Raw genomic sequence first — 20,031 nt, forward strand, 5'->3', positions numbered from 1 at the left:
ATTAATCAACTTAACACCCGTTTTTCCTGACATTTTCTCTTCCAATATCAATAAAACGTCAAAGCTGGCATCAGGAACTATCTCAGTTTAATTTACCTAAAGGTAACTATTCTCTCATCCGTTATACTCTGATCCCGACAACGATGGTAATGTAAGAACGAGTAAAATAAGGTGCGCTTAACAAAACGCACCTTAGCTTCAGTTAGTCAAAATGCGGGCTAGCTATTAATCTTCGCATGCATTTCCTGTACAGAAATGACTTGTTCTGTTGGATCTGCACTTAGTGCCATTGCTGTCGCAAAACCACCATTCAATGTAGTGTCATAATGAACTTTATATTGCAGTGCACTACGACGAATAAGTTTAGAATCTTCAATCGCCTGACGACCCTCGGTAGTATTCACAATATAGCTATACTCACCGTTTTTGATTCTATCCTGAATATGAGGACGTCCTTCGTGAACTTTATTCACCAGACGAGGATTAATACCTGCTTCACCCAGCACAATCGCCGTACCGTGAGTCGCATCCAGTTCAAAACCCTGTTTCAACAACTTAGCGGCCAAATCCACAACCCGACATTTATCACCTTCACGCACTGACAGAAGCGCCCTACCACTTTGTGGCATTTTGGCGTTACACCCCAACAATGCTTTTGAGAAAGCTTCAGCAAATGTACGCCCAACGCCCATTACTTCGCCGGTTGACCGCATTTCAGGCCCAAGAATCGGATCCACACCCGGGAATTTGTTGAAAGGTAATACAACTTCTTTCACCGAATAATATGGTGGAATAATCTCCTCAGTTGCACCCTGTTCAGCCAGAGATTGACCAACCATCACACGAGCTGCAACCTTCGCCAGCGGTAAACCAGTAGCTTTAGATACAAACGGTACAGTACGCGCTGCGCGTGGGTTAACTTCAATTAGATAAACTTCGTCATTCTTAACGGCAAACTGGACATTCATCAAGCCACACACACCCAATTCAAATGCCAGTTTTTCTACCTGTTGGCGCATGACATCCTGGATTTCCTGACTCAGTGTATAGGCTGGTAATGAACAAGCTGAGTCACCAGAATGAACGCCTGCCTGCTCAATATGTTCCATAATGCCACCAATCAGCACGCGCTCACCATCACAGATAGCGTCAACATCCACCTCTATAGCATCATCCAGGAAACAATCAAGCAATACCGGAGCATCATTAGACACGCTTACCGCAGTCTGGAAGTAACGGCGCAGATCGGCTTCATCATATACAATTTCCATCGCCCGGCCACCCAAAACATAAGATGGACGAACCACCAGCGGGTAACCCAGAACATTTCCCTTCTCAACTGCACGGTCAATCGTTGTCACCGTAGCATTTGCAGGTTGTTTCAGGCCAAGACGATTTACTGCTTGTTTGAAACGTTCACGATCTTCAGCACGATCAATCGCATCTGGGCTAGTACCAATAATTGGAACACCTGCTATCTCCAACTCACGAGCCAGTTTCAACGGAGTCTGTCCACCATATTGAACAATCACACCTTTTGGTTTTTCAACGCGCACAATTTCCAGCACATCTTCCAGCGTCACTGGTTCAAAATAGAGACGATCTGAAGTATCGTAATCCGTTGAAACTGTTTCCGGGTTACAGTTCACCATGATGGTTTCATAACCATCTTCACGTAGAGCCAGTGCTGCATGAACACAACAGTAATCGAATTCAATCCCTTGCCCGATACGGTTAGGACCACCGCCCAATACCATTATTTTTGGCTTATCGCTATTCGGATTAGCTTCACACTCATCTTCATAAGTGGAATACATGTATGCGGTATCGGTCTCAAATTCTGCCGCACAGGTATCAACTCGTTTGTAAACCGGATACAAATTATACTTGTGACGTAGTTTACGGATCTCTTTTTCAGCCACTCCAACCAATTTCGCCAGACGCGCATCAGCAAAGCCCTTGCGTTTCAGATGACGCAGAAAGTCGGTAGTTAAGCTGTTAATTCCCTGCTCTGCCACTTGCTCTTCCAACCGTACCAGCTCTTCAATCTGCACCAAAAACCAACGGTCAATTTCCGTCAAATTAAAAACACCATCAACGGACATACCTGCACGGAAAGCATCAGCGATATACCAGATACGCTCACCACCAGCATCTTTCAATTCACGGCGAATTTTAGTTAATGCTTCAGGATCATCCAGATCGACTTTTGGGTCAAAGCCAGTTGCACCAACTTCCAAACCGCGTAATGCTTTTTGCAGAGATTCCTGCTGAGTGCGGCCAATCGCCATCACTTCACCCACAGATTTCATTTGGGTTGTCAGGCGATCATTAGAACCGGCAAATTTCTCGAAATTGAATCGAGGAATTTTAGTTACCACGTAATCGATAGAAGGCTCAAAAGAAGCCGGTGTGCGGCCACCCGTGATATCATTCATCAGCTCATCAAGGGTATAACCCACCGCCAATTTAGCGGCGATTTTCGCAATCGGGAAACCCGTCGCTTTTGAAGCCAACGCAGAAGAACGAGAAACGCGCGGGTTCATTTCGATAATAACCAAACGGCCATTTTTCGGGTTCACCGCAAACTGTACGTTAGACCCTCCAGTTTCCACACCAATTTCACGCAGTACCGCCATCGAAGCGTTACGCATGATTTGGTACTCTTTATCTGTCAGCGTTTGCGCCGGTGCGACAGTAATGGAATCACCGGTGTGAATCCCCATAGCATCGAAGTTTTCAATAGAACAGACAATGATGCAGTTATCATTTTTATCCCGCACCACTTCCATTTCATACTCTTTCCAACCAATCAGAGATTCATCAATTAATAGCTCTTTGGTTGGCGAAAGATCCAGACCACGCTCACAAATTTCTTCAAATTCTTCTCGGTTATAAGCAATACCGCCACCACTTCCCCCCATAGTAAAGGAAGGACGGATAATACAAGGAAAACCGACTTTTTCAGCAACTGCCAACGCTTCTTCCATCGAGTGTGCGATACCAGAACGCGGCGTTTCCAGGCCAATCTTTTTCATTGCTATATCGAAACGACGACGATCTTCGGCTTTATCAATCGCATCTGCGGTAGCGCCAATCATGGTCACACCAAATTCTTTCAGAACGCCTTGAAATTCCAGTTCCAACGCACAGTTCAGCGCTGTTTGTCCTCCCATTGTTGGCAGGATCGCGTCAGGACGCTCTTTTTCAATAATTTTACGTACCACTTCCCAGTGGATTGGCTCAATATAAGTAGCGTCGGCCATTTCCGGATCAGTCATAATGGTGGCAGGGTTTGAATTCACCAGAATGACACGATAACCTTCTTCCCGTAACGCTTTACAAGCCTGTGCACCTGAATAGTCGAATTCACAAGCTTGGCCGATAACAATTGGGCCAGCACCCAGGATCAGGATACTTTTAATATCAGTACGTTTTGCCATTTTATTTGCTCCTGATTACTTGGTGTTATGACGATTATTTTGCTGACAATACTGTTCAATCAGTTCGATAAAGTGATCGAACAATGGAGCAGTTTCATGCGGCCCAGGGCTGGCTTCCGGATGCCCCTGGAAGCTGAATGCAGATTTATCTGTACGATGAATCCCCTGCAAAGTACCGTCAAACAGGGACTTGTGGGTAACACGCAGATTTGCCGGTAATGATTTTTCATCTACAGCAAAACCGTGGTTCTGTGCAGTAATCATCACAACATTACGATCAAGATCTTTTACCGGATGGTTACCACCGTGATGACCGAATTTCATTTTCACTGTTTCTGCGCCGCTAGCCAGTGCCAACAGTTGGTGTCCAAGGCAAATACCAAAGATCGGAATATCTGTTTCAAGCAGGGTTTTGATTGCTTCAATTGCATAGCCACAAGGTGCCGGGTCACCCGGCCCGTTCGACAAGAAAATACCATCTGGATTAAGTTTCAGTACATCTTCAGCGGGTGTCTGGGCGGGAACAACAGTCAAACGGCAGCCTCGATCCACTAACATCCTCAAAATATTGCGTTTTGCGCCAAAGTCGTAAGCAACGACGTGATAAGGCAGCTCCTGCTCTTGCTTCTCTGCTGGTAACCCATCTGCCAAAGTCCAGCTTCCCTGTAACCACAGATAAGCCTGTTCCGTTGTCACTTCTCTTACCAAATCCATTCCTTGCAACCCTGGAAATGCCTTAGCTTTTTCCAGAGCAACCTCAGCATCAATCTGCTTACCTGCTATAATACAACCATTCTGTGAACCTTTTTCCCTTAACAAACGGGTCAGTTTACGAGTGTCGATATCCGCTATCGCAACAATATTATGGCGTTTAAGGTAATCAGAAAGCGTTTCTTCGCAGCGGAAGTTACTGGTCAACAGTGGCAGATCACGAATTACCAGCCCTTGAGCTTGTACTTTCAATGATTCTTTATCTACTGAGTTAATACCGACATTACCAATATGGGGATAAGTAAGAGTGACAATTTGGCTGGAATAGGAAGGGTCTGTGAGAATTTCTTGATATCCGGTCATTGAGGTATTGAAAACCACTTCCCCAACTGCCGCCCCTTCAGCACCTATGGCGCGACCATGGAATTGGGTTCCGTCTTCCAGAACCAATATAGCTGACTTAATCAAAACACCCTCCAAAGAATAATTAATCGCAATTAGTGCATATTAATTCAGATTTATTCCTCAAAATCAATGCCAAAGCCTGCTTTTTAGGCAAAATTTTGGCAAATTGCGCGCATTCTAATGATGAGATAGGGGGTTGTCTACAAAAAATGTTACTTTTCTTATTTTTTTGCTCACTTCGCTAGAAAAACAAATAAAATGAGACTAAAAATAGAAACAAAATCAGTTTAGAAAACGATTACTAGCATAGAAGATTTAGTTTTCAAATTAAGAATTGAAAATAATGATGAAAGTGAGGAAAAGGAAGATAATAAAGGGTAAAAACAAGACAAAAATAAATAAAACAAACAAAAAACAAATTTAATAAAACAAAACAATTAAAAATCGCATAATTTAAAATTTAATTATGCGATATCAATCAGTTACAAAAAAACAAATTTAAATTAAATCTAGATTTAAAACATCTTTCATATCAAAAAGACCGCCATTTTTACCATTTAGCCATAATGCTGCTTTTACTGCTCCATTTGCAAACGTCATCCTACTGGAAGCCTTATGAGTTATCTCCACTCTTTCACCAATATCTGCAAACATAGCGGTATGTTCACCAACAATATCTCCCGCGCGGACAGTAGCAAAACCGATACTTTTCGGATCACGCTCACCAGTATAACCTTCACGGGCATACACAGCACACTCTTTGAGATCGCGCCCTAAAGCATGAGCAATAGATTCTCCCATCGCTAACGCTGTGCCTGATGGTGCATCTACTTTATGACGGTGATGAGCTTCGATAATTTCAATATCAGTATACTCACCCATCACTTTCGCCGCTTTTTCCAGTAGCTTAAGCACCAGATTCACACCAACACTGAAATTTGCCGCAAATACAACCGGGATATCAGCAGAAGCATCTTTAATCGCCTGCTTACCTTCGTCATCAAAGCCAGTTGTACCGATAACTATCGCTTTACTATGCTGGCGACAGATTTCAAGATGTGCAAGCGTTCCTTCCGGACGGGTAAAATCAATAAGAACATCAAAATCATCAACAACATTTTTTAGGTCATCGCAAACCATCACACCGATATGACCAATACCCGCTAATTCTCCAGCATCTGCACCAAGCAAAGAAGAACCAGAACGTTCCAGAGCTACACCAAGAACGACCCCACTCAACTGATGGACAACCTGGATTAACTGACGTCCCATACGTCCACCAGCGCCAACAATAGCAACACGAATATCTGTATCAGCCATAAATCCTCACTATGAATAGCCCCTTTCCTGATTTAACACAGGCGATCAATCAGATGAATATATTAAGTAAAATATTTACGTGCTGCCTTACGCTTAATTCGTCGTCCCTTAGATTACTTAACTAATCTCTTTAACTTCGACACGCAGCTCTTTTGGCACTTCAAAAACAATATTTTCTTCCCTGCCATGTAATTCCTTAACAAAATCAGCACCAAGATTTTTCAAGCGATCAATCACTTGCTGAACTAAGATATCCGGCGCCGAAGCTCCTGCTGTTACGCCAACCGCAGAAATGCCTGTAATCCATTCCTCTTTTATATCATCAGCCGAATCTATCAAATAAGCCGGTTTACCCACCCGCTGAGCTAACTCAGCAAGACGATTAGAGTTAGAAGAATTCTTCGAGCCAACAACTAAGACAACATCTGCATCAGATGCCAGATCCCGTACCGCTTCCTGACGGTTAGTCGTCGCATAACAGATATCATCTTTACGAGGACCTACGATATTTGGGAATCGTGCATTAAGTGCATCAATGACTTCTGAAGTATCATCAACAGATAATGTTGTTTGCGTCATAAAACACAGGTTATCTTCATCTTTGACTTTCAGATTCCATACATCCTCAGGAGACTCAACCAGATACATTCCACCTTCCGCATTGTTATACTGGCCCATTGTTCCTTCAACTTCTGGGTGCCCGGCATGACCAATCAGAATAGCTTCTTTACCTTTCCGGCTTGCTCTGGCCACTTCCATATGGACTTTAGTCACCAGAGGACAAGTCGCATCGAACAACATTGTCAAATTGCGCGAACGAGCTTCAGCACGAATAGCCTGTGAAACTCCATGGGCAGAAAAAATCAGAATTGCATCATCGGGTACTTCTGCAATTTCTTCAATAAAGATAGCGCCCCGTTCACGCAAGTTATCTACAACATAGCGGTTATGCACAACCTCATGACGAACATAGATAGGCGCACCATATAATTCCAGAGCACGCTCAACAATACTGATAGCACGGTCAACACCGGCACAAAAGCCTCGGGGATTAGCCAGCAATATCTGCATGGTCTTTCTCCAATTGTGGGTCAATTTCCAGCACTTCAATTTCAAAAGTGATGTTCTGATCTGCAAGCGGATGATTAAAGTCAACAGTAACAGATCCTTCTGCTACTGCTTTCACTACGCCTGGCATTTCACTGCCATTCATTGCCGTAAATAACATTATAGTTCCAATTTCAGGAATACCCGTTTCGGCAAAATCACGCGGAGTAAAATATTGGATCAGGTCAGGATTTGGCTTACCAAATACCGCTTCACCAGCCAGAGTGAATGCATGTTTATCACCCTCCTTCAATCCAGTCAGCTGTTGCTCCAAAGGTGAGGAAAGTGTCCCATCACCTAAACAGAATAATGCAGGTTTACCCTGATTATGAGAGGAATCAGCAACAGAGCCATCTTGCAGCTTTAAAGTGAAATGCAGTAAAACCGCACTATGCTCTTGTACCTGCTTTGACATATTATTCAGAACCTATTTTATTTGTCATTCTTTGCCATAAAAAGCGAATTTGGCTAGTGCTTAGAAAAGCACTAGCTTTTACATTTTAATGCAGCCTAAAACGAATCACTCTTACGCACTAAATGTACGACTTAGTTTCCGCACACTGCTTAAATCCAAATTATCTACTAAAATAGGTTTTTATCCTGCATTGATCGTCTTTTCATCTTGGCTGAAAAAACTATCAATAATCACTAATGCAGCCCCGATACATATCGCCATATCTGCAATATTAAAGGTTGGCCAGTGCCAGTCTCCGACATAAAAATCGATAAAATCGATGACAAAACCATGAACCAACCGATCAAACAGATTACCCAATGCTCCACCAATAATCAGAGCATAAGCAATATTACTTAGCTTCTTCTTGGCATTGGAACGATACATCATTACCGTCAACACAACTGAAATACCAACAGCAACCAATGCAAAGAACCAGCGCTGCCAACCATCTTTATCTGCAAGAAAACTAAAAGCCGCTCCCAGATTCTGGGCATAAGCCAGATTGAAATAAGGTATCAGTGGAACAGATTCATACAGATGAAAATGCTTAAGCACTAACTGTTTACTACCCAGATCCAAAATCAATACCACAACAACTAACCAAAGCCAGCGAAGGCCGGTGGAACAAATGGGTCTATTCATCAGGCAAACTTACGCTCTTCGCCGTTACCGGCAACATTAGTTACACAGCGGCCACAAAGTTCTGCGTGCTCCGCCACCAATCCCACATCTTTAGCGTAATGCCAGCAACGAGGGCATTTTTCACCATCCGCTTTACGGAAAGCAATTTTCAAGCTATCAATTTCGCTTTGCTGTGCATCTTCACCAGCCAGCTCATAACTTGCAACAGAAGCCTGAGATGTCAACAGAACGAAACGTAATTCATCTCCCAAACTGTTCAGTTTGTTTGCCAGTTCATTACCTGCATACAGAGTCACCGCGGCTTCCAGTGAGCTACGGATGTGTTTGTCTGCACGGGCCTGCTCCAACACTTTATTAACCTCACCGCGAACAGCCAGCAGATCAGCCCAGAAAGTATCATTCATTTGCTCTCCTGCAGCCAAGCCAAACAAGCCGTCATACCACTCTTCTATAAATACATACTCAACACGTTTGCCAGGCAGTTCATTCCAAACTTCATCCGCTGTGAAAGAGAGGATAGGCGCCATCCAGCGAACCAGGGCTTCTGCAATATGATACAAAGCCGTTTGGCAACTGCGACGAGCCAAGCTATCACTCTTCGCTGTGTATTGACGGTCTTTAATGATATCAAGATAGAACGATCCCATTTCCACAGAACAGAATTGCATCAGACGCTGAACAACCGTGTGGAAATCATACTCTTCGTAGCATTTGGCAATGTCTACTTGAGCCGCCTGGGCACGACCTACAGCCCAGCGATCCAACACAGCCATTTCTTCTGGCTTTACCATATGCTGTTCAGGATCAAAGCCATTCAAGTTTGCCAACAGGAAACGTGCTGTGTTACGAATACGGCGATATGTATCAGCAGAACGTTTAAGGATTTCATCTGATACTGCAATTTCGCCAGTGTAATCGGTAGAGGCAACCCATAGACGCAGAATATCTGCCCCTAATTTATTCATTACATCCTGCGGGCTGATTGTGTTACCGATAGATTTAGACATCTTACGGCCTTGACCATCGACAGTGAAACCGTGTGTTAATACCTGACGGTAAGGTGCTTTACCTTTCATTGCAGTTGATATCATCAGAGAAGACATAAACCAGCCACGATGCTGATCTGAACCTTCAAGATAAATATCCGCCGAGTTACTCTGGAATTCAGAACGGGCATCAACCACCGATGAGTGAGTTGATCCCGAATCGAACCATACATCCAGCGTATCAAAGATTTTGACATAATTAGCTGCGTCATCACCCAACAGTTCGGCAGGGTCCAGATCCCACCACGCCTGAATGCCATCAACTTCAACACGCTTGGCAACTTCTTCCATCAGCTCAATAGTACGTGGGTGAAGTTCTTCCGTCTCTTTATGAACAAACAGGGACATCGGCGTACCCCAAGTACGCTGACGTGAAATACACCAGTCAGGACGGTTTTCAACCATTGCCTCAATACGGGCCTGACCCCAGCCAGGAATCCACTGAACCTCATTGATCTCTTTCAGAGATTGCTTGCGCAGACCATTTTTATCCATGCTGATAAACCACTGTGGCGTAGCACGGAAAATGATAGGTGTCTTGTGACGCCAGCAGCAAGGATAACTATGCTGTAATTTTTCCAAATGCAGCAATGCATTGTTTTCACGCAAGATATTCAAAACAACATCATTCGCCTTAAAGACAAACATGCCATCTAAAGAAGGATAAGTCCCAGGCAGATAGCAGCCATTCGGCCCAACCGGGTTTGCTACTTCCAAACCATATTTCTGACCAAGAACGAAGTCGTCTGGACCATGACCTGGTGCAGTGTGAACAGCACCGGTACCCGCATCTAGCGTAACATGATCGCCCAGTACAACAGGTGAATCGAAGCCCATAAACGGATGTTTGAAGCATAACAGTTCCAACGCAGAGCCTGCACAATGGCCCAGCACTGTCCATGAAGTAATACCTGCTCGCTGCATCACACTTTCTACCAAATCAGCAGCCAGAATCAGACATTCACCTTCAATCTGTACTAATTGATAATCCAATTCAGCATGCAGAGCAATCGCCCGGTTAGCCGGTAACGTCCACGGCGTAGTTGTCCAGATAACCAGAGATACTGGCTGACCCGACGCTTGCACACCAAATTTCTCGCAGACAGCTACTACATCAACGGCATTAAAGCGCACATCAATGGATGGGGAAGTTTTGTCATAATATTCAACTTCCGCTTCCGCCAATGATGAACCACAATCAGTACACCAATGAACAGGCTTAGCACCTTTCAGCAAGTGACCATTAGCAATAACACGGCTTAATGCACGGATGATGTTGGCTTCGGTCTTAAAGTCCATCGTCAAATATGGACGCTCCCAGTCACCCAATACGCCCAGACGGATAAAGTCTTTCTTCTGTCCTTCGACCTGTTCTTTGGCATATTTGCGGCACTCGGCACGGAATTCAGCGGCGGAAAATTTTTCCCCCGGTTTACCAATAATCTGCTCAACCTTGAGCTCAATAGGTAAACCGTGGCAATCCCAACCGGGAACATATGGCGAATCATATCCCGCCATCCCTTTGGATTTAATAATAATATCTTTGAGAATTTTATTGACTGAGTGACCAATATGAATGCTGCCATTCGCATATGGAGGACCATCATGCAGAATAAATGTTTTTTTACCGGCTTTTGCTTTACGAATTACCTGATACAACTCATCCTTGTACCAACGTTTTAGCATATCGGGTTCGCGCTTTGCTAAATCTCCGCGCATTGGAAACCCTGTTTCTGGTAGATTCAGGGTGTTTTTATAGTCACTCATTCGATTCTCAATTCCAATTTTCCGCTAGATACATGACACAGGCCGCTGCTTAAAAAATTCCCTCGCAGCAACCAAATCATTAGCAATCTGCTGCTTGAGTGCATCAAGGGAAGCAAACCGCTGCTCATTACGCAGTTTTTTGCGTAACACCACATCAATATAACGCCCATACAGATCCAGTTGGGTATCAATTAGATGTACTTCAAGTTGTTGCCCCTGACCAGAGACGGTTGGACGTGTACCAATATTAGCAACACCCGGTAAAGGCTTGTCTCCTAAACCATAGACTTCAACAACATAAACGCCCTGTACGGGAGCAACTAAACGTTTTAGTGGTAAATTAGCCGTGGGAAAACCAATAGTGCTTCCCAGCCGTTTACCATGAACGACTCGACCACAAATGCTATAGGGATGTCCCAATAGTGTCTCTGCTAATACCAAATCATCATTTTGCAGTGCCTGACGGATAGCCGTGCTACTGATCCGTAAGCCGCTATCACAAAAACTTTCGCTGTTGGTCACTTCAAAATCATATTTCTCACCCGCCTGCTGTAAAAAGGTGAAATCACCGCAGCGAGCCTTACCAAAGCGAAAGTCATCTCCGACAGCCAGAAACTTAACACCCAATTTTTTCACGAGCAACTGTGAAACAAAGGCTTCTGGCGTATTTGCCGCAAAACTTTTATCAAATTTCACGCATAATAAATAATCCACGCCACACTGGGCGAGATATTTGGCTTTATCCCTCAATCTCGTCAGACGCGCAGGAGCATTACCCTTAGCAAAAAACTCCAAGGGTTGTGGCTCAAAAATCATAACCATTACCGGTAATCCCAGACGCTGCCCTTCGTGTTTTAAGTGCTTCAGTAATGCCTGATGACCTCGGTGAACGCCATCAAAATTACCAATCGTCAGCACGCAACCGCGGTGACATGCCCGGATATTACGTATACCGCGAATTAGCTCCATAGCTGGCTCAATACCCTGGAAATTGCCAAATTATACCTTGTACAAAGCTCAAGGTTAACCCGCCATCGTAAGATGGTTTAAATTAATAGCCATGATTCATACAACAAAAGCGGGCAAGAATCCCGTAAAATATTCATTTTATTTCTTATCTGGACTATTCAATCAGATTTTTATTGTGAAAGACTGTATTCCAGCTAAGTAAGCTGATAAAATCCTGCGCCATCACAACGAAACAAGTGCCGCAGTACAACGGCGCTTATTTGCACAAATCCATTGACAAAAGAAGGCTAAACAGGCATATTCCTCGGCCTTTAATTGTCCTCGATAGAATATATTTGGGAGTTGGACCTTGGCTAATATCAAATCAGCTAAGAAACGCGCTATACAATCTGAGAAACGTCGTCAGCACAACGCTAGCCGTCGTTCTATGGTGCGTACCTTCATCAAGAAGGTAAATGCTGCTATCGCTACTGGCGATAAAGAAGCTGCGCAGAAAGCATTCCATGACATGCAACCTATTGTCGATCGCCACGCTTGTAAGGGTCTGATCCACAAAAACAAAGCAGCACGTCATAAATCTAATCTGACAGCTCGAATCAACGCAATGCAATAATTTGCGGTTGAATCGCTAAAAAACCGGCCTTTGCCGGTTTTTTGTGTCTGCAATTATTATCAATTATTTTTCAAGTGCGCTTCTTAGATGGCACATTAAACAAAGCAGAAAAATCTTTATTGCATACCCGTTGAACAGCCGGATGTTGAATCATTCGTTCAGCAAAAATCACATAATACTCTTCCTGCACTGCATCTAACCGACCAATTTCAGCAATGTCATTGTCAGCAAAAATATCATTGGTATACAAAGATGGAGCAACGAAAATCGCATTATGGTACATACCAAACGCTTTCATTAATGCAGCATCGTCAAACTCACCCAAAACTTCAACCTGAAGATTTTTATTACGAATCCAAGTCAACAACTTACGCCCCAACATAGAACGACGCCCTGGAACCAATAAGCGCCGTTCCTCCAAACATTCAGGGAACGGCTTTTCCGGGATAGGTTGCCGGCAGAAGAAACTCACACTACATTCACCCAGTTTTACCGAAAACAGCCCTTCCTGTTGGGAAGAATCCACCGGGCAATCAGACAATATCATATCGAGTTTGTGCTGGCTGAGTTGTTCCAGCAATAATTCATGGGTTGATTCAAAACAACGTAGATGGATCTGCTCATGTTCTACAACCGCCGTTTCCAATACCTGGCTAACCAAGCGCTTGGACAGTGCATCCGCAACACCGACATCAAATAAAAGGTTAGATTCACGGCTATAATTAACAATATCTAACATCTCCTGACTCAGCATAAACATCTTATCTGCATAGCGGAAGATAAGCTGCCCCAATTCTGATGGCACTAATCCCCTGCCCTGACGTTTGAACAGTTTCCCTCCTAAGCGTTCTTCCAACGCTTTTATCTGTCCAGTGATCGTTTGAGGTGTTAAATAAAGGGCTTCTGCCGCTCCAACCACAGAACCTTCCTTGCAAACATGCCAGAAATAATAGAGATGATTAAAATTCAGATGTGACACCCGCATACGTTTTTCCTTATGTATCGCTTTCGTCTGGTAGACAACGCCAGCCATACATTACTAATTCACCGTCTCCCGGTGATTTGCTGTTTTTTCACTATATAAAATATCCGCGATACAATTTTAGTTGTTGTACCGCGAGTACAAAAATGATGAGTCAGTTCGGAAATTGTCTCTAAAATGTAAACTTCATTTGATTAAATTAATGAATTTATCTCCAATCTGCCATCACTTTTTCTTTGGTAAGACCATTCTTAATAAGCCATAACCAGTCAGCGCTGCCACTGTTGAACCAATCAGAATCCCCAGGCGGGAATAAATACTGAAAGATTCACCTACACCTTCGAAAGCCAATCCTGAAATGAAGATAGACATCGTAAAACCAATGCCACAAAGAACAGAAACAGCAAATATCTGTTTAAGATTGATCTCTTGTGGCAGCTTAGCAAATCCCATTTTGACGGAAATATAGCTGAAAAGAAAAATTCCCAATGGCTTACCAAGAAACAAAGCCGCAGCAATACCTAATGGTAATATATTGATCAAACCATCCAAAGTCACTCCACTTAAGATAACTCCAGCATTGGCAAATGCAAATAACGGCAAAATAAGATATGCCACCCAAGGATGCAATCCATGTTCAAGTGATTCAGATGGTGAATGACCATTTTGACAACGTAAAGGAATAAGAAAACCAACGATGACTCCAGCCAAAGTTGCATGAATACCGGATTTCAGAATGCAGATCCAAAGAATAAAACCAACAACCAAATAAGCTGATGTTTTTTCGACGCCACGCCAATTCATCCAAATCAGCAAAGATATCATCACAGCTGACAATCCAAGTGCTACAAGGGAAACTGTTTTAGTGTAAAACAGAGCGATTATCATGATAACCCCCAGATCATCAATAATGGCTAATGCCAGTAGAAAGACCTTGAGTTCCGTTGGTACTCGCTTAGCCAATAGCGCCATCACACCAAGAGCAAAAGCGATATCTGTTGCCGCAGGAATAGCCCATCCCTGACGGTTAAGCTCATCACTACCATTAAATAACAGATATATCAGTGCCGGAGCGGCCATACCACCAATAGCAGCGATGACTGGAAATACAGCTTTATCACGCCCTGCCAAAGAACCTTCCAATAGCTCACGCTTAACTTCCAGTCCAACAATCAAAAAGAAGACAGCCATTAAGCCATCATTAACCCATAACAATAAGGGCTTATTAATCTCCAGCGCAGAGAATTGTATAACCACTGGAATATGAAGAAATTGTTGATAAATACCCTGTAATGGCGAATTTGCCATTATCAACGCAATAATGGTAGCAATGATAAGAAGAAGCCCTCCAGCCGCTTCTAATTTCAGGAATTGACGAATAATCGCTGTCAAGATGATTAACCTCTGAAATTGATCGGGTTGTGCATAGTACTCCAAGTATGATTTCGAAAAAAATCGATTTTATGGCCGGAATAATTCGCTATAACCGACTTATTGATGATCTGTATCTCAATAAAGGCAGATTATTAATCGGAGAGAAGAAGCCGGGTAGTTTGCCTTTTTGCAGTTTCCACTTTAACTAAACGGAATAAATAGCGATAATGGATGAAATGAAGAAAATAGAATAAATCCAAAAAGTCAGAAAAAATACTTTAAGAATATTATTAATATATATAAATTTTCATAAAAAAACCTAATATCTATTAATAATTAGTAAAGAACTTTTACCCCCTACAACCCATTTTTTATTAACAAGAGTTATTGAACCATATTCTTCGCTATTAGTTACAATAACCGGAGATATCAATTGGATCTGATTCTCTTTAAGAAACAGTAAATCAAAATTAACTAATATGTCACCAGCAACCACAGTTTGTCCTTCAATAACTTGCAAATTAAAACCTCTTCCCTGCAAACCTACAGTTTCAATACCAATATGAATTAATAACTCAACGCCTTGATCGGAAATTAAACCAATAGCATGCCCAGTCGGTGTAATCATTGAAACTTTGCCATTAAAAGGCGCTTTAACCACACCTTCTGTAGGAATAATAGCAACGCCATCACCAATAATTTTTTCAGAAAAAGTATCATCCGGTACACTGGAAAGAGGTTCAATTTTACCAGTCATAGGAGAAAGTAATTTAATCTTTTTAGCTTTCGAAAAATATGGATTTACTGATATTACAGAATTAACATTGGATTCTAATTTCATGAGTAAAGTCAATATAAATGCAACTAAGAAGCTACTGAAAATTCCAAATAAAATAAAAAGTAAGTTATTACTATCTTTTTGCACATAAAAAGGCAATGACATCAACCCGGGTAGACTAAAGGCAAATATTTTTGCCGGAAAAATACCGACAATACCGCCACCAATAGCTCCACCAATTAATGCAGCATAAAAAGGTTTTTTTAATTTAAGAGTAACACCATACATTGCAGGTTCAGTTATTCCTAAAAATGCAGAGAATGAAGATGAATAAGCTAATGATTTCATCTGTCTATCTTTAATTTTAATTGCAACTGCCAATGTAGCACCTGCCTGGGCAATATTACTAACGAAACTGATTGGTAATAACATAAAATCGTACCCAAGAGATTTAAAATTGGCAAAAACACTCGGTAAAAAAGCATAATGCACCCCTGTAATCACCAGAACAGGTATCATCCCCCCCAGCAATAATCCAGCAAGAGGACCAATGACAGAAAATAACATTACAAGCACATGTTCAAGATACAAACCAATTTTATTTCCCAGCGGTCCAACAATAATCAATAGAATTGGCACCGAAATCAATAATACCAATAATGGTGTCAGTACCATTTTTAATACCACCGGAATAAATCTATCTACCCATCGATGGATATAACCAAGTAACCAAACACCTAAAATAATTGGAATGACAGTATAACCATAATTAATAACAGGAATAGAAATCCCAAATACATCAAAATATTCTCCATTAGAACTACTGACAAGAGAAGATAATGTTGGATAGATTAAAACACACGCTAACGTTGCAGCAATAAATTCATTCGTTTTAAACTTTCTTGCCGCCGAAAAAGCCAAAAGAATAGGTAAAAAATACAGAGGCGCATCAAAAAGAACATATAATAATTTATACTCATTACTCTCTTCCGAAATCCAATTCATCGCGTTGAAAAAAATTAATCCTCCTTTCAGTAAACCAGCCCCTACAATTGCCGGTAATATGGGAAAAAATATACCTGAAATGATATCAAGCATGTTGCTAATTAAATTATTTTTTGAGCCATTATAATTTTCTTCTGTTTCTTTTAATTGCTTAATTATTTCATTAAATATTTCAATAACTCTATTACCAATAATTATTTGCAACTGTCCACAGTGGAAACGTGCCCCTATAACCCCTTGCATTCCTCTTATAGCGTTAATATCCACCTTACTATCATCTATAATATTAAAACGTAATCGAGTAACACAATGCCAACTTTTATTTACGTTTCTTCCCCCTCCAATAAATCTGATAATATTTTTCGCGAAATCTTCATAATTCATTTTAACTACCACCGATAATTTATGATCATAAAAATCAAAATAAACATATTACTATCAGTTATTAATTAGGTTAATATCTGCCTACGCATATGCTTGATAATCCACGTGTTATGAATCTTTTGCCTTATAACTATCATTGACCACCCGCTCTATATGAATAACTAAATAAATCAATTCATCATCAGGAACCTTCCATTGATATTTTTCCCTCAAATATTTAATTAGTTTTACTGCACAATTATAACTTTTGAAGTATTTTTCCTCTATCAATTCTTGCAATGAAAAATCCATTTCAATAGTAGACGAATGATCATTATTATTTTGCCTGATTAGAAAATAGCGCAGATGAGTAATAAAACGAGAATAATTTACTGATGTTGGATCAAGGTTAACGTGAAAATAATAGTGAATGAGCTTAACGGTTTTATTAATTAAATTCGTTAATTTTAATGTATCTCCCATAGTTTGCCCTTCATATTGAGCATTAACAAAATGCAAGGCAATCAATGAAGCTTCTATCTGAGGTAATGGTTGTTTAATCTGGTTATTAATATGAATAAGTGTCTGTTTACCTACTTCATATTCCAACGGGTAAAGATGCGGGATCTCCCATTGTAAGACATTACCAATCTGGTATCCTTTATTTACACGCTCAAAGGCAAAACTTAAATGTTCTGATAACGTAATGAGTAATGAATCGTTAAGCGGTTTGGCAAGAAAATTTTTTCCTAATGTGATAATTTGTTCTGTTAACTCTATCACTGAAACAGGGATGGTAGAAAGGATCTGACTTATCTTATAGTGTTTTTCAACAGTAAAAACTTTTGCAACATCTTGAACATGCAACCTATCCCCTTTTTTCCTATTAAATCCTATCCCCTTATCCATGAGAATCATTTCGCTATTATTCTCATCAATAGCCAGTACCACATTATTATTTATGAGTTTTATTATAGTTAACAAAAGATATACCTTACAGGATAAACCATTATCTGCACTAACCTATTAGAATAGGCAAAATACATCCGTGACTTGGTTGTGCCTGATCGAATCAGTGACACTCCTGTACACTATATTCATATAGATATTTCATCCATCAGGCTAAGACATAATTTTTACAAAGTCAATGGCACTGCAATATTCTCAATTTATCTACTGTATTTATGATAAGAATCACATTTTCGCTAAAATTAATATTAATGACTTGCCAGAATCATAAAGAGTAACTAGTTTCTAAATACTGATTAATAGGCTTGTTACCGACTTGGTTGTGACTAATGTCGGGCAAAACCTAATCCATCATCTACGATATATACCCAATAGATTTCAAGATGCATCGCGACGGCAAGGGAGCGAATCCCCGGGAGCATAGATAACTATGTGACCGGGGTGAGTGAGCCAATAAAAAGGCAACTTGAAAGATAACAGGTATAACCCTATTCCAGGGCTATTGAAGATCATGGGTTAGGTTTTTTTTTGACTTAAATTCGACCTTTCGCTGTTTTCAACTTAAAAAAGGGGAAGTCTAATGAAGTACGAAAGTCTGTCTGATGAGATAGTCAGCGCAATAGGAGGGAAAGAGAATATATCAAGCCTTGTCCATTGTGCTACACGTTTACGGTTTAAACTTAAAAATAGAAACTTAGCTAATAGTGAATTACTCAAACGAATTACAGGAGTTATCACCGTCGTAGAGAGCGGTGGTCAATACCAAGTGGTTATTGGCAGCCATGTAGGAGATGTTTACGATGATATCAATAATAAATACTTACAAGGTAACGTGAAAGTTCCCAAAATTAAACAGAGTGTAACGTCACAGCAAAAAATAAAAAAAGAGAACTCAAAAGGATTAAAACGTATTCTTGATGTAGCAATTGATCTTATTTCCAATATTTTCACACCACTATTAGGCGTATTGGTCGCTGCCGGATTGATTAAAGGAATACTCGCTTTATCCAGCGTGTTTAACTGGATGGATCAAGAAGGTGGTACCTATAAAATTTTATTCGCCACTGGCGATGCGATGCTTTATTTCATGCCTATTTTATTAGGGTATACCGCTGGTAAACGGTTCGGTGGCAATCCTTTTATTACCATGGTTATTGGAGCAGCATTAACCCATCCCACAATGATTGAAGCATTTAAACTTTCTCAAACTATCCCCGCAGTTCAATTAGATTTCTTAGGTATTCCGGTTACTTTTATTAATTACAGCTCGACAGTTATTCCCATTATTTTATCGGCATGGTTTAATTGTTTTCTGGAAAAGAAACTCAATAACTGGTTTCCTTCTTCTTTCAAAGCACTCATTACCCCTTTCCTGTGCCTATTGATTACTGTTCCATTGACCTTCCTAATAATTGGCCCAGTAGCAACGGCACTCAGTAACGGTTTGGCAACAGGATATCTCTTTTTCTATCAACTGAATCCCGTCATTGCAGGTATTTTAATGGGCGCTTTATGGCAAGTCTGCGTTATTTTCGGGCTGCACTGGGGAGTAATTCCTATAATTATCAATAACATGATGACACAAGGAAAAGACATGCTCTCCCCACTGCTCCAACCAGCAATATTTGGCCAGGCAGGTGCAACATTGGGTGTATTGCTACGTACACGCGATAAGAAAATGAAAGCACTATCAGGAACCGCTCTGATATCAAACCTCTTTGGTATCACCGAACCCGCAATCTATGGTGTAACACTGCCACTAAAACGCCCATTTATCATTGGTTGTATTGGCGGAGCCCTTGGTGGTGCTATTGTCGGTTTCTATTCAGGAACAGCACACATCTTTGGCGGTATGGGTGTATTTGCATTTACCTCATTTATTTCTCCTACTGAGGGATTAGACAGCGCTTTCTGGAGTGTAATATTGGGTTCGCTGGGTTCATTCATTTTCTCCTGTATTGCAACATATTTATTCGGTGTACCGTCAGAGACTAAGGATTCACAAATAATATCCCGTACAACAAATTAATTTAAACGTTGAGAGAAATAATCACATTAAGACGATATCTCTCAGGTTTAA

At 41.2% G+C, this 20,031-nt stretch carries 14 protein-coding genes; 2 read left to right on the forward strand and 12 right to left on the reverse strand.

Annotated features, from left to right (window positions below):
* Positions 1–218: 218 nt before the first annotated feature.
* From carB to ribF, 8 genes are all read right to left on the reverse strand, one after another.
* Positions 219–3,443, reverse strand: coding sequence for a carbamoyl-phosphate synthase large subunit (gene carB, locus BO26_RS04170; protein ID WP_036769078.1), 3,225 nt, complete (start codon positions 3,441–3,443; stop codon positions 219–221).
* Between the two features lie 15 nt (positions 3,444–3,458).
* Positions 3,459–4,622 (reverse strand): glutamine-hydrolyzing carbamoyl-phosphate synthase small subunit, encoded by a 1,164-nt coding sequence (carA, locus tag BO26_RS04175; protein ID WP_036769080.1) that lies wholly within the window; start codon positions 4,620–4,622, stop codon positions 3,459–3,461.
* 435 nt (positions 4,623–5,057) lie between these two features.
* Positions 5,058–5,879 (reverse strand): 4-hydroxy-tetrahydrodipicolinate reductase, encoded by an 822-nt coding sequence (gene dapB / locus BO26_RS04180; protein ID WP_036769082.1) that lies wholly within the window; start codon positions 5,877–5,879, stop codon positions 5,058–5,060.
* Positions 5,880–5,996: 117 nt separating this feature from the next.
* Positions 5,997–6,950, reverse strand: coding sequence for a 4-hydroxy-3-methylbut-2-enyl diphosphate reductase (ispH, locus tag BO26_RS04185; RefSeq protein ID WP_036769085.1), 954 nt, complete (start codon positions 6,948–6,950; stop codon positions 5,997–5,999).
* Positions 6,931–7,401, reverse strand: a complete 471-nt coding sequence (fkpB, locus tag BO26_RS04190) for an FKBP-type peptidyl-prolyl cis-trans isomerase (protein ID WP_036769087.1) — start codon at positions 7,399–7,401, stop codon at positions 6,931–6,933. The genes ispH and fkpB overlap by 20 nt, the downstream gene beginning before the upstream one ends.
* A gap of 180 nt (positions 7,402–7,581) precedes the next feature.
* A complete protein-coding gene (lspA, locus tag BO26_RS04195) occupies positions 7,582–8,085 on the reverse strand; it encodes a signal peptidase II (protein WP_036769090.1) in 504 nt (167 codons plus the stop codon).
* Entirely contained in the window at positions 8,085–10,898 is a 2,814-nt protein-coding gene (gene ileS / locus BO26_RS04200; RefSeq protein WP_036769092.1) for an isoleucine--tRNA ligase, read from the reverse strand. The genes lspA and ileS overlap by 1 nt, the downstream gene beginning before the upstream one ends.
* 24 nt (positions 10,899–10,922) lie before the next feature.
* Positions 10,923–11,867 carry a bifunctional riboflavin kinase/FAD synthetase gene (gene ribF, locus BO26_RS04205; protein ID WP_036769093.1) on the reverse strand — a complete coding sequence of 315 codons (945 nt, stop codon included), beginning with the start codon at positions 11,865–11,867 and terminating at the stop codon, positions 10,923–10,925.
* Positions 11,868–12,216: 349 nt separating this feature from the next.
* Here ribF and rpsT point away from each other — a divergent pair, with 349 nt between their 5' ends.
* A complete protein-coding gene (gene rpsT / locus BO26_RS04210) occupies positions 12,217–12,480 on the forward strand; it encodes a 30S ribosomal protein S20 (protein WP_036769096.1) in 264 nt (87 codons plus the stop codon).
* A 70-nt stretch (positions 12,481–12,550) separates the two neighbouring features.
* On the opposite strand, the gene nhaR is transcribed toward rpsT, so the two are convergent.
* The 4 genes from nhaR to BO26_RS04230 all read right to left on the reverse strand — a co-directional run bounded on the left by nhaR (position 12,551) and on the right by BO26_RS04230 (position 17,966).
* The gene (gene nhaR, locus BO26_RS04215) at positions 12,551–13,465 is read right to left on the reverse strand and encodes a transcriptional activator NhaR (RefSeq protein WP_036769098.1); all 915 of its coding nucleotides are present in this window, start codon (positions 13,463–13,465) and stop codon (positions 12,551–12,553) included.
* A 222-nt stretch (positions 13,466–13,687) separates the two neighbouring features.
* Positions 13,688–14,854, reverse strand: coding sequence for a Na+/H+ antiporter NhaA (gene nhaA / locus BO26_RS04220; RefSeq protein ID WP_036769101.1), 1,167 nt, complete (start codon positions 14,852–14,854; stop codon positions 13,688–13,690).
* 301 nt (positions 14,855–15,155) lie between these two features.
* A complete protein-coding gene (locus tag BO26_RS04225; protein ID WP_036769103.1) occupies positions 15,156–17,003 on the reverse strand; it encodes a beta-glucoside-specific PTS transporter subunit IIABC in 1,848 nt (615 codons plus the stop codon).
* A gap of 108 nt (positions 17,004–17,111) precedes the next feature.
* The gene (locus tag BO26_RS04230) at positions 17,112–17,966 is read right to left on the reverse strand and encodes a PRD domain-containing protein (RefSeq protein ID WP_036769105.1); all 855 of its coding nucleotides are present in this window, start codon (positions 17,964–17,966) and stop codon (positions 17,112–17,114) included.
* Between the two features lie 565 nt (positions 17,967–18,531).
* Here BO26_RS04230 and BO26_RS04235 point away from each other — a divergent pair.
* A complete protein-coding gene (locus tag BO26_RS04235) occupies positions 18,532–19,980 on the forward strand; it encodes a PTS transporter subunit EIIC (RefSeq protein WP_051690867.1) in 1,449 nt (482 codons plus the stop codon).
* The last annotated feature ends 51 nt before the right edge of the window (positions 19,981–20,031 follow it).

Origin of the sequence: Photorhabdus australis DSM 17609, assembly GCF_000711895.1 — a bacterium.
Lineage (GTDB): Bacteria > Pseudomonadota > Gammaproteobacteria > Enterobacterales > Enterobacteriaceae > Photorhabdus > Photorhabdus australis.